Here is an 11,763-nt window from a genome sequence, read left to right as displayed (position 1 = left end):
CCTGCCCCCGTGTCCGCCGAGGAGCGGCTGCGCGACTACCTCAAGCGGGCCACCACCGAACTGCGGCAGACCCGGAAGAAACTGAGCGACACCGAGGACCGCGCCCGGGAGCCGATCGCGATCGTCGCGATGGCGTGCCGGTATCCGGGTGGGGTGGTGTCGCCGGAGGGGTTGTGGGAGTTGGTTGCGCGTGGTGGTGACGCGGTGGGTGGTTTTCCGACGGATCGGGGGTGGGACCTGGGTGGTCTGTACGATCCGGATCCGGATAATCCGGGGACGAGTTATGTGCGTGAGGGTGGGTTCCTGTACGACGCGGCGGAGTTCGATCCGGGGTTCTTCGGGATGAGTCCGCGGGAGGCGTTGGCGACGGATCCGCAGCAGCGGTTGTTGTTGGAGACGACGTGGGAGGCGTTGGAGAACGCCGGGATCGATCCGGCGGGGCTGCGCGGCAGTGACACCGGGGTCTTCGCCGGGGTCATGTACAACGACTACGCGGTGCAGGCACGGCCCTCCGCGCCGGAGTTCGAGGGTTTCCTCGGCACGGGCAGCGCCGGCAGCATCGCGTCCGGGCGGGTGTCCTACCTCTTCGGCTTCCGCGGGCCCGCCATCACCGTCGACACCGCCTGCTCCTCCTCGCTGGTCGCCGTCCACCTGGCGATGCGCGCGCTGCGCAACGGCGAGTGCCGGTTGGCGTTCGCCGGGGGCGCCACGGTGATGGCGACACCGCAGCCGTTCGTCGAGTTCAGCCGCCAGCGCGGGCTGTCACCGGCCGGGCGCTGCAAGTCCTTCGCCGACGCGGCGGACGGCGCCATCTGGGCCGAGGGCGCCGGGATGCTGCTGCTCGAACGCCTCTCCGACGCCCAGCGCGAGGGCCACCCGGTCCTGGCCGTGCTCCGCGGCTCGGCGGTCAACTCCGACGGGACCAGCAGCCAACTCACCGCGCCCAGCGGTCCCTCGCAGCAGCAGGTGATCGAACGGGCCCTCGCCGACGCCCGGTTGACCACCACCGATGTCGACCTGCTGGAGGCGCACGGCACCGGCACCAGCCTGGGCGACCCGATCGAGGCCCAGGCACTGCTGGCCACCTACGGCCGGGGACGCGCGGCCGACCGGCCGCTGTGGCTCGGCTCGGTCAAGTCCAACATCGGGCACACCCAGGCCGCCGCCGGGGTGGCCGGGGTGATCAAGTCGGTGGAGGCGCTGCGGCGCGGCGTGATGCCCGCTACCCTGCACGTCGACCGGCCGTCCACCCAGGTCGACTGGCAGTCCGGCGCGGTCTCGCTGCTCACCGAGGCCCGGCCGTGGCCGGGCTCGGCGCCGCGCCGCGCGGCGGTGTCCTCCTTCGGCCTGAGCGGCACCAACGCCCACGTCATCGTGGAGCAGGCACCCGAGGAGACGGCCGCCGAGCCCGGTGCCGCGGAGCCCGGTGCCGCGGAGCCCGGTACCGCGGAGGCCCCCGAACCGGCCGCCCCGGTGCTGGTCTGGCTGCTGTCGGGGACGGACGAACCCGCCGTCCGGCGGACCGCCGAGCGGATGCTGGCCCTGCCCGCGGCGGCGGACCCGGCCGACGTCGGGCACGCCCTGCTGACCGGCCGGACCCCGTTCGACCACCGCGCGGTGGTGGTCGGCGCCGACCCCGGCGGGTTCCGGGCCGGGCTCGAAGCGCTGGCACAGGGCAGCCCCAGCGGCACGGTGGTGACCGGCCGCGCCGCCGCGCGGGGCCGTACCGCCTTCCTCTTCCCCGGCCAGGGGGCGCAGCGGCCGGGGATGGGGCGCGAGCTGTACCGGACGTTCCCGGTGTTCGCCGCCGCCCTGGACGAGGCGTGCGCCCAGCTGGACCCGTGGCTGGAACGCCCGCTGCGGGAGGTGATGTTCGCCGCCGAGGGCACGGCCGAGGCGGCGCTGCTCGACCTCACCGGCTACACCCAGCCGGCGCTGTTCGCCTACGGCACGGCCCTGTTCCGGCTGCTGCGGAGCTTCGGGCAGACCCCCGACGTCCTGGCCGGGCACTCGATCGGCGAACTGAGCGCGCTGTACGTGGCCGGGGTGCTGCCGCTGCCCGACGCGGCCAGGCTGGTCGCCGCCCGGAGCCGGCTGATGCAGGAGCTGCCGACGGGCGGGGCGATGGTCTCCGTCCAGGCGTCCGAGGAGGAGGTCCGCCCGCTGCTCGCCGGGCAGGAGGCACTGGTCGGCCTCGCGGCGGTGAACGGGCCCGCCGCCGTGGTCCTGTCCGGGGACGCGGCCGCGGTCGCGGCGATAGCCGACGAGCTCCGCGAACGGGGCCACAAGACCCGGCAACTGACGGTGAGTCACGCCTTCCACTCGCCGCTGATGGATCCGATGCTCGACCGGTTCCGCGCGGAGATCGACGCGCTGGAGTTCGCCGAGCCGACGATCCCGATCGTCTCCGGCCTGACCGGCGCCGCCGAGAGCGAGGCGCTGCGCACCCCGGAGTACTGGGTCCGGCACGCCCGCGAGGCCGTGCGCTTCGCCGACTGCGTGCGCGCGATCGAGGCCCAGGGCGTGACCGAGTACCTGGAACTGGGACCGGCGGCCGTGCTCACCGCCATCGTGTCGGACTGCCTCAGCGGCGGCGACACCGCGCAGATCCCCACCGGGCGCCGCGGCGTGGACGGCCCGACCGGTCTGCTGCTGGGCCTGGCCGCGCTGCACGTGCGCGGAGCCGAGGTCGACTGGTCGCCGCTGTTCGGCGGCGGACGGCGCCGGGTCGCGCTGCCGAACTACCCCTTCGAGCGGGAGCGCTACTGGCTGGACGCCCGTCCGGTCAGGGGCACCGGCGGCCTGGGGCTGTCGGCGGGCCCGCACCCGCTGCTCGGCGCCGCGGTCGACCTCGCCGGTGACGGGACCCTGGTCGCCACCGGCAGCCTGTCCAGCGCCACCCAGCCCTGGCTGGCCGACCACTCCGTCGGCGGGGCGGTGCTGCTGCCCGGCACCGCGTTCCTGGACGTGGTCCTGCAGACCGGTCGGCGGGTCGGCCTGGAGCGGGTCGAGGACCTCACCCTGGAGGGCCCGCTGGTCCTCCCGGCCGACGGCGAGGTGCACCTACAGCTCGTGGTCGGACCACCGGACGAGTCGGCCCGGCGGCCGTTCACCGTGCACTCGCGCCGCCCGGCGCCCACGGGCGGGACCGAGGAGCAGCCGTGGAGCCGACACGCCAGCGGACTGCTCGCCGCGGCCCGGCAGCAGGACGGGACCGACCCGCTGCCGCCCGCCGCGGACACCCCCTGGCCCCCGGTCGGCGCCACCGTCGCGGACACCGGCGACCTGTACCAGGAACTGGGGCGGATGGGCCTCGACTACGGTCCCGCGTTCCGCGGCCTGCGGACGGTGTGGCGGCTCGGTGACGACCTGTACGCCGAGGCGGCCGTGCCGGACGACCTGGACACCGCCGGTTTCGGCGTCCACCCGGCGCTGCTGGACGCCTGCCTGCACGCGCTGCTGTTCCGCGACCGGACCGGCGACGAACCGGCCCGGCCGATGCTCCCCTTCTCCTGGAGCGGCGCCACGCTGTGGGCCGAGGGCGCCGGTTCGGTCCGGATCCGGCTGTCCCCGGCCGGTGCCGACACCGTCTCGCTGACCGTGACCGACCCCCTGGGCGGCCCGGTGGCGACGGTGGAGGCGCTGGCGCTGCGCCCGCTCTCCACCGACCTGCTCCGGACCGCCGCGCGCGCCGACGCCCCGCTGTACCGGCTCGACTGGGCCCCGGCCGCGCCGACCGCCGCCGTCGCCCCGGACGACCCGGCCCCCGGCTGGGTCACCTCGGTCGACGGCGACCTGGAGGCCCTGTTCGCAGCGGGGGCGGCCACCGGCGCGGCCCCGGTGGTGCTGGTGCCCTGCCCCGCCGCGGACCAGGACCCGGACCAGGACCCGGACCGGGGCCCGGATCAGGGTGCGGTCGCCGACCGGGTCCGGCTCGCCCTGGGCCGGGCGCTCGACCTGATCCAGCGCTGGTTGGCCGACAGCCGCTCCGGCACCTCCCGGCTGGCGTTCCACACCCGGGGCGCGGTCGCCACGCGGCTCGGCGAGGACGTCGCCGACCTGGCCGCCGCCGCGGTCTGGGGCCTGGTCCGCAGCGCCCAACTGGAACACCCCGGCCGGTTCCTGCTGATCGACACCGAAGCCGGTACCGGTACCGCTGCCGAGGCGGCCCTGGCGGCCGCCCTGGCCGCCGACGAGCCGCAGACCGCGGTGCGCGGCGGGCAGGTGCTCGTGCCGCGCCTGGTCCGGGCCGACACCGCCGGTCGGCTGACCCCGCCGACCGAGGGGGACTGGCGGATGCACGCCTCGGCCCCCGGGATGCTGGACCGGTTGGACCTGCTGGCCGACGACGAGGCGGGCCGCCCGCTGGCCGCGGGCGAGGTCCGGATCGCGGTCCGCGCCGCCGGGCTCAACTTCCGCGACGTGCTGGTCGCCCTCGACATGTACCCGGGGGCGGCCGTGCTCGGCGGCGAGGGCGCCGGGGTGGTGCTGGAGACCGGCCCCGGCGTGGTGGACCTGGCTCCGGGCGACCGGGTGCTCGGCCTGTTCGCCCCGGCCTTCGGCTCGACGGCCGTCGCCGACCGGCGGCGGATCGCCCGGATCCCCTCCGGATGGTCCTTCGAGCAGGCCGCGGCCGTGCCGACGGTCTTCCTCACCGCCTACCACGGACTGGTCGACGTGGCCGCGCTCCAGCCGGGCGAACGGGTGCTGGTGCACGCGGCGACCGGCGGCGTCGGCATGGCCGCCGTGCAACTCGCCCGGCACCTGGGCGCGGAGGTGTTCGGCACCGCCAGCGAGCCCAAGTGGGACACGCTGCGGGCGGCCGGTCTGGACGACACCCACATCGCCAACTCCCGTACCCTCGACTTCGAGCGGCACTTCCTCGCCGCCACCGGCGGCGCGGGCATGGACGTCGTGCTCGACTCGCTGTCCGGCGAGTTCGTCGACGCCTCACTGCGGCTGCTGCCGCGCGGCGGCCGGTTCGCCGAGATGGGCAAGACCGACATCCGGGAGCCCGGACAGGTCGCCGCCGACCACCCCGGGGTCCGCTACCAGGCGTTCGACCTGGCCGTGCTGGACCCGGACCGGATCGCCGAGATGCTCTCCGTGCTGCTGGACCTGTTCGAGACCGGGGTGCTGCGACCGCTGCCGCTGGCGACCTGGCCGGTGCAGCAGGCACCCGAGGCGTTCCGACACCTCCAGCAGGCCCGGCACGTCGGCAAGGTGGTGCTGACCATGCCCGCGCCGCTGGCCCCCGGGGGCACGGTCCTGGTCACCGGCGGTACCGGCGCCCTCGGCAGCCTGGTCGCCCGGCACCTGGTCACCCGGCACGGCGTACGCCACCTGCTGCTGGCCGGGCGCCGGGGCCCGGACGCGCCGGGGGCCGACGCCCTGGTCGCCGACCTCACCGGACTCGGGGCCACGGTGACCACCGTCGCCTGCGACGTCTCCGACCGGGCGGCGCTGGCCCGCCTGCTCGCCGCCGTCCCCACGGCGCACCCGCTGACGGCGGTCGTGCACGCGGCCGGTGTGGCCGCCGACGCCACCCTGGACGCGCTGACGCCCGACCGCCTCGACGCGGTGCTCGGCCCGAAGGCGGACGCCGCCTGGCACCTGCACGAACTCACCCGGGAGACCCCGCTCGCGGCCTTCGTGCTGTTCTCCTCGCTGGCCGGGACCCTGGGCAACCCCGGGCAGGGCAACTACGCCGCCGCCAACGCGTTCCTGGACGCGCTCGCCGCCCACCGCCACGCCGACGGCCTCGCCGCGACCGGCCTCGGCTGGGGGCTGTGGGAGGTGGAGAGCGCGATGACCGGCGCGCTGGGCCAGGACCAGCGGGCCCGGATGCGCCGCAGCGGAATCCTGCCCCTGGCCACCGAACAGGCGCTGCTCCACTTCGACGCGGCACTGCGCAGCGGGCTGCCGCTGACCGTGCCCGCGCACTTCGACCCGGCCGGGCTGCGCGGTCAGGCCGAGGCCGGGACGCTGCCGCCGGCGCTCACCGCCCTGGTCCGCACCGGCCCCCGGCGCGCGGCCGCCGATCCGGCGCGCGGCGGACAGTCCCTGGCCGACCGGCTGGCCCGGCTGCCGGTAGCCGAACGGGCGGGCCTGCTCATGGAGTTGACCCGGAGCGAGGTCGCCGCCGTGCTCGCCTACCCGAACCCGTCGGCGGTGGACCCGGAGCGGGCGTTCAAGGACCTGGGCTTCGACTCGCTCACGGCGGTGGAGCTGCGCAACCGGCTGAACGCCGCGACCGGGCTGCTGCTACCGCCGACGATGGTCTTCGACCATCCGACCGTGGCGTCGCTGGCCGACCGGCTGGCGGCGGAGCTACTGCCACGCGAAGTCTCGCCGGTGGCCCGGCTGTTGGCGGAACTCGACGCGCTGGAGACGGAGCTGGGGGCGGTCGAGGTGGCGGCTGCCGAGCACACGGAGATCCAACGGCGGATGGCCACGATCAGTGCGAAATGGGCCGGACGCAAGGAGTCCGAGCCGCAGAGCACCGTGGAGGAACAGCTTCAGGACGCCAGCGCCAGCGACCTGTTCGCCTTCATCGACCAGGAGTTGGGCCAGATCCCGGACTGAACGGGCGCGGCGGTGAACCGTTTTAGCCGGGCTTCAGTCCGAAGGCCACGATGGATATCAGTGTTGGTACCGACGAAAGGTGGAGAGCCCATGTCACTGGATCCCAACGTCGTACTCAGGGGCGGCCCGAGCAGCCTCTCCGACGACCTGCGCATCCGCTATCTGCCCAATACCGAGGTGAAGTTCAAAATCCTCCGGGGAAACCGGTACGAGCACTTCGAGCCCACCGAGCAGACGACCGTCCACGACGACCGCGAACTGCAGGTCTTCGTCTGGACCGGGTGCACCTACGTCGCCGAGTGACCGGGCGGCACGCCCACCGGGCCCTACCGGCCCCGGTCGCGTGCGTTCGGGCCCGGCGGGGGACAGATGCCCGCCGGGCCCTGGTGACCACTGAACCAAGATTCGCTTAAGCCGAGCAATCCACTGTTTCTGGCAGTGACATGAGCCGGGAGGTCGGAAAGCCGGTGAGAACCCGCCCACGCGCAAGCTTCACCATCCGTGTGCTGCGCGCTGTCTATGAGGCCCTCGTCGTGTCCGGGAGGCTGTGGATGCCCATTCCGGATCCCAGTCTCCATCACCCGCCCCCACCGCGGGGCACCGGCCCACTGCACCCGGAACGGCTCCGCCCGGACATCCCGCTGAGCCCCACGGAACTCGCCCTGCAACAGCAGCTCGTGCGCGGCCGGAGGGTCCGGTGACACCGAACCGGTCACCGCGTCGGTCAGCCGACCGCCGAGGTGACCTGCCGGGGTGACGGACGCACCCGGACCCCCGCCGCGCGTGCCCGGTCGGCCCAGGCCTCGGGCGGGTCGCCGACCACGGTGACCGGCACGCGCTGCCGGGTGAACCGCAGGATCAGCGGCCAGGCGAGGTCCGCCAGGATCCGCGGGTCGCCCGCCAGCGCGCGGGCCCACGCGTCGAGGTCGACGGTGACTCCGGCCCGCTCCGGCCCGCTCCGGCTCGTCCGGTTCCTCCGGTCCGCTCGGTTCGCCGGACGCGGACGGATCGGCCCCGGCGGCGCTCTCCAGCAGCAGGCGCCGGTTGGCCTCCGGGAAGTCGACGGGACGCCGCCGGTCGCCACCGGGGCCGCTGGTGAGGGCTCCGGCAACGGCCCGGCCGGCGCTCCGGGTGACGCGGGCCAGGTCGTCCATGGTCGGCGCCATGAAGTAGCCGTCGATGTCGCTGCCGAGGATGCGGCTGATCCGGCCGCGGAAGTCGGCGTGGCAGCTGTCGTCGGTGAACTCGGTCGCGAGGATCCGCGCGTGGGGGAACTGGTGCCGCAGGATGCCGATGAGCTGGGCGCTGGCGGGCGGGACGAGCACGATGTGGGCGTCCGGACCGGCGCTCCTGGGGACGGGAGGGGCGGAGTCCTGCTGCTGCTCGGAAGCCATGGCAGGCAAGACGCGTGGGACCACGGGGCGGTTCCTGGCGGCGGCTCCCCACGCTCCCTGGTCGCTCGATCACGAGGCCGTTCGCGGTGACGGTGGTGGTGACCGCTGGTCGGACATCGATCTCGCGTTCGCGGTCGACGGGCGGCTCGACGAGGCCCTGGAACGCTGGACGGCGCGGCTCTACCAGGACTTCGCCGCGCTGCACCACTGGGACCTGCCGCCCTGCACGCGCGGGTGTGCGTCGAGCGGCAGCGGTGGTGGCAGGCCGAGCACTGGGTCAGCGCCGTCCGCGACCAGGTGCTCGCCCTGGCCTGCCTGCGGCTGGGGCATCCCACCGGCTATGCCAAGGGAGCCCACCTGCTGCCGCCGGAGCTGACCGCGCCGCTGGCGGCGCGGCTGCGGCCGATGCTGACCGGGCTCACCACGGACGGTCACCGGTGACCGGGCCCACGCGCTGAAGCGCCCGCGTGCCCGATCCGGTCGCGGTGGAGCTGTGCGCCTCGCGGGCCGGGGCGCTCCCGATCAGGAAGACGGTCAGGACCAGGACCACGGTGACTCCGGCGAGTTCGAGCAGGACGGAGCGCCGCAGCGCCGCGGTGCTCCGCTCGCGGGCGCCCGCCACGAGGCTGCGGCTGACCGCCGCGACGGCGATCACCAGCAGGAACACCCCCGCCTTGACCAGCAGCAGTCGGCCGTAGGACGTGCCGGTCAGCTCGGCGAAGCTGCCCACCTCCCGGAAGGCCTGGTACAGCCCGGTGGCGGCGAGCACCGCCACCGACCCCAGGGCGAGGCGGGAGAAGCGCGCGGTGGTGCCGCCCAGGTCCGCGTCGGCGCCGCCGCTGCCACGGGTCAGCAGGACGACGATGGTGAACAGCCCACCGGCCCACACCGCCATCGCGGTGACGTGCAGCGTCGTCACCACCAGCGCCAGCGGTACCAGGGATCCGCTCGACGCGTGGCTGATCTCGCTCCAGGTGGCGGCCAGGGCGAGCGCCAGTACCGCGGCCACCGCGGCACCGGCCACCGCGCCCGGGCGCGCCCTGCGGCGCAGCAGCAGCTCGCCGACCGTCGCGACCAGGGCCAGCAGGATGATCCGGGCGACGAGCACGTGCCCCTCGTGGGTGGAGAGCGTCGCGGACAGCAGCGAGCGGTCCAGTATCCGCGCGAGCGACTTCCCCTGGGTGGCGGGCCCGTAGGCGAAGAGCTGGACCAGCGTCCCGGCGAACAGGGCCGTCCAGCCGAGGGTGGCCGGCCAGCGGAGGTCGCCCGCGTCGGCTGCCGGGAGGCAGTGCAGCCGGATCGCCGCGCAGCCGACCAGGAGCGCCAGCCCCGCCAGGCCGGTCCAGATCGCCAGGTCGAGGACCGCGTCGGTGACCCGGTCGGGGGCCCCGAAGCCGACGACCACGGTGGTCCGGCTCGGCGCACCCACCGAGAACGTGAGCGAACCGGAGGTGGTGTGCCCGTCGTCGGCGGCGGTCGCCCGCCAGTCGAGGACGAAGGTGCCCCGGTGCGGGTCGGCGGCGAGGTCGACGGTGACGCGTTCGGCGCCGGAGCCCACGGTCCGCGGGGCTCCGCTGTCCACCCGGCGCCCGTCGGGTCCGATCACCTTGATCGCGCTCAGTCTCAGGGTCACCGCCTCGGAGAAGACCAGGGTCACCTGCCCGGGTTCGCCGGCGACGACCGCGCCGTCCGGCGGCGAGGAGGAGACGAGGTCCGCGTGCGCCGAGGCCGGACCGGCCAGCGCGAGCAGTCCGGCCAGCGCCAGGGCCAGGGCCAGGGCCAGGGTGACGGCGAGGCGCCGGGGCGGCGCCGTGGTCGGGGTCAGTGGCATGCGTGCGCCGCCCGTCTCCGCTCGACCAGCTTGGCGACGCCGAGCCGGTAGTCCGCCAGCGAGGCCGGGTCGGGCAGGAACCGCCACTTCCCCGCCTGGTAGCTGAGGGTGTCGCTACCGGTGGCGGTGGCGCGGTGCCAGTCGATCCGTACCGTGGTCGAGTCGACCTTCGTGCTGCTGTCGATCACGTAGGGGGTGCCGAGTACCGGTCGGCACTCGGTGTTGAGCCGCACGAAGTCGGCCTGGGTCAGCACCTGGCGGGCGCTGTCGGCCCACAGGTCCCAGGCCTGGGCCCAGCCACCACCGGCCAGCAGCCCGAACTCCTCGGAGGCGACCGAGTCGGCCTGCAGGGTCTGCGGCATGGGCTGCGCGCTGGGGCCGCTCTGCCGGGGCGGGCCGGAGCATCCGCCGACCACCGTCCCGAGCAGCAGGGCGCCGACCCCGAGGCAGGCCCGCCGATACCGTTCGTGCCGCACTGTCCACTCCCACTCCTGGTCGTCCGCCCGGCCGTCGACGTCGGTCGTCGCGGCGGTGGCGGGCACGGGCCCGGGGCGGGCGTCCGGTCGACACCCGCCCCGAGCGTGGTCGGCGGAGGTTCTCCGCCGCTAGTTGGTGAGCCGGTTGGTGCCGTAGTGCTCGATCAGCGCCTGGTTCGCCTGCAGGTTGAGGTCGGCGGTGAACTCCAGCGAGTCACGGATCTGGGCGAGCGTGATCGCGGAGCTCGGGATGCCCCCGATCTCGTAGGTGAAGGACTGCCCCGGCGCCACCTGACGCTGGCTCAGCGTGACGTCGTGGAAGTCGAGCCTGACGACGTAGAGGGACGTCCCGTCGCCGCGCGGCACCTCGACGTAGTCCTCCTGGGGGTGGCCGTACGCCTGGGTGCTGCTGTAGCTGTGGTCGTCCGAGCCCGACGGGGCGCGGAAGATCAGCACCGCGCAGTCCGTCGACAGCACCTCGTCGGAGGTGTTGGTGAAGACGAACTGCCAGTCGCCGTAGTACTGGTTGCCGCTGAAGGTCACGTACTCCGACAGCCCCACGTTGCTGGTGAACTGGGTGTTGAGCGGTTCGCTGAGAATCGGGTTGGCACCGCTGAGCGGGTAGCTGACGCCGTTGGCGCACCGCTCCAGCGAGCTGCTGTACTGCGAGGGCTGCCCGGTGGGGACGGCCTGGGTGAAGGTGGCGGGGCCGGCGCTCACGGCGGTGGTGGTGTTGGCGTCGGCGACCGCGCTGCCGCTGTCGGCGAACGCCGTGATCCCGGCGAGCAGCAGGACGGTGGCGAGGCCGACGCCTAAGCCACGTTTGGTGGACTTTGTGCGCATTGGTCGATCCCTTCGATCGCGGATGGGCGGGCGACCCGCGGTGGGCGCGCCAGGTGTCGGCAGTGGTGCCGCGGGAGGGCGGCGGGGAACGCCGCTCGGGCCACCGCTGCTGACTTGCCGGCTCGGCACAGTGGGGGGACGTGACGAGGCGGTGTTTCCAACTCGCCTTGCAGGAAGCCCAGTTGTAAGGTTCCACCGCGAGCTGAGCACGTCAAGGGTCTGGACCAAAGTTGGTCTAGGCCATTAGGTCTAGACCCTTTCTTAATTAACTGATATGCCGTCAGGGGTTGCTCGATCGCTCGGCGGCGCCCACCGGACCCCGCGATCCGGCTCCGGATTTGTGTTATCCGTGTCCGAGGGCAGACTCTCCCAGGGCATGAAGAACACATCCGGTGGGGGTTCGGCGAAGGTGGTTGGCACGGTGCCCGGCGGTCGGGTCGCAGGACTGGTCGAGCGGGCGCAGCGGGGCGAGCGCGGTGCGTGATCCGGCGAGTTTCCGATCCTGGACGGTGGCCATCGCGATGAACCAGATCCGCCACCGTCGGCGCCGGGAGCAGCCGACCCAGGAGTTCGCGGACAGCCGGTCGCTCGGCGACCCCGGAGCGGACTTCGCGGAGCTGACCGTCGTCCGGCT

The 11,763-nt window shown here is 74.3% G+C and carries 8 protein-coding genes; 4 read left to right on the top strand and 4 right to left on the bottom strand.

The window, feature by feature from the left end; translation table 11 throughout:
* Nucleotides 1-9 precede the first annotated feature (9 nt).
* The 3 genes from GXP74_RS28345 (at nucleotide 10) to GXP74_RS42305 (ending at nucleotide 7,286) form a co-directional block, all read left to right on the top strand.
* Entirely contained in the window at nucleotides 10-6,585 is a 6,576-nt protein-coding gene (locus tag GXP74_RS28345; protein WP_182454076.1) for a type I polyketide synthase, read from the top strand.
* A gap of 90 nt (nucleotides 6,586-6,675) precedes the next feature.
* Nucleotides 6,676-6,888 carry a DUF5988 family protein gene (locus GXP74_RS28340; RefSeq protein ID WP_182454075.1) on the top strand — a complete coding sequence of 71 codons (213 nt, stop codon included), beginning with the start codon at nucleotides 6,676-6,678 and terminating at the stop codon, nucleotides 6,886-6,888.
* A 140-nt stretch (nucleotides 6,889-7,028) separates the two neighbouring features.
* Nucleotides 7,029-7,286 (top strand): DUF6059 family protein, encoded by a 258-nt coding sequence (locus GXP74_RS42305; protein ID WP_225448258.1) that lies wholly within the window; start codon nucleotides 7,029-7,031, stop codon nucleotides 7,284-7,286.
* 23 nt (nucleotides 7,287-7,309) lie between these two features.
* Here GXP74_RS42305 and GXP74_RS28335 read toward each other — a convergent pair whose 3' ends face one another.
* Nucleotides 7,310-7,669 carry a hypothetical protein gene (locus GXP74_RS28335; protein ID WP_182454074.1) on the bottom strand — a complete coding sequence of 120 codons (360 nt, stop codon included), beginning with the start codon at nucleotides 7,667-7,669 and terminating at the stop codon, nucleotides 7,310-7,312.
* A 544-nt stretch (nucleotides 7,670-8,213) separates the two neighbouring features.
* Between GXP74_RS28335 and GXP74_RS41010 the strand changes: the two genes are divergently transcribed.
* On the top strand, nucleotides 8,214-8,420 hold the full coding sequence (locus tag GXP74_RS41010) for a hypothetical protein (RefSeq protein WP_225448257.1): 207 nt from the start codon (nucleotides 8,214-8,216) through the stop codon (nucleotides 8,418-8,420).
* Here GXP74_RS41010 and GXP74_RS28325 read toward each other — a convergent pair.
* The 3 genes from GXP74_RS28325 to GXP74_RS28315 all read right to left on the bottom strand — a co-directional run bounded on the left by GXP74_RS28325 (nucleotide 8,398) and on the right by GXP74_RS28315 (nucleotide 11,129).
* The gene (locus tag GXP74_RS28325) at nucleotides 8,398-9,810 is read right to left on the bottom strand and encodes a copper resistance CopC/CopD family protein (RefSeq protein WP_182454073.1); all 1,413 of its coding nucleotides are present in this window, start codon (nucleotides 9,808-9,810) and stop codon (nucleotides 8,398-8,400) included. The two genes, GXP74_RS41010 and GXP74_RS28325, sit on opposite strands and share 23 nt — an antisense overlap.
* On the bottom strand, nucleotides 9,801-10,352 hold the full coding sequence (locus GXP74_RS28320; protein WP_182454072.1) for a hypothetical protein: 552 nt from the start codon (nucleotides 10,350-10,352) through the stop codon (nucleotides 9,801-9,803). Before GXP74_RS28320 ends, GXP74_RS28325 begins: the two co-directional genes overlap by 10 nt.
* A gap of 63 nt (nucleotides 10,353-10,415) precedes the next feature.
* On the bottom strand, nucleotides 10,416-11,129 hold the full coding sequence (locus tag GXP74_RS28315; RefSeq protein WP_182454071.1) for a hypothetical protein: 714 nt from the start codon (nucleotides 11,127-11,129) through the stop codon (nucleotides 10,416-10,418).
* Between the last annotated feature and the right edge of the window lie 634 nt (nucleotides 11,130-11,763).

Source organism: Streptacidiphilus sp. P02-A3a, from assembly GCF_014084105.1.
Classification (GTDB): Bacteria; Actinomycetota; Actinomycetes; order Streptomycetales; family Streptomycetaceae; genus Streptacidiphilus.
This window is presented reverse-complemented; position numbering and strand designations above follow the sequence as displayed.

Excerpts from the sequence above, each read along its gene's own strand:
- GXP74_RS28325 (WP_182454073.1), bottom strand. The coding sequence starts at position 9,810 with ATGCCACTGACCCCGACCACGGCGCCGCCCCGGCGCCTCGCCGTCACC.
- GXP74_RS28315 (WP_182454071.1), bottom strand. The coding sequence starts at position 11,129 with ATGCGCACAAAGTCCACCAAACGTGGCTTAGGCGTCGGCCTCGCCACC.
- GXP74_RS42305 (WP_225448258.1), top strand. The coding sequence starts at position 7,029 with ATGAGCCGGGAGGTCGGAAAGCCGGTGAGAACCCGCCCACGCGCAAGC.
- GXP74_RS28340 (WP_182454075.1), top strand. The coding sequence starts at position 6,676 with ATGTCACTGGATCCCAACGTCGTACTCAGGGGCGGCCCGAGCAGCCTC.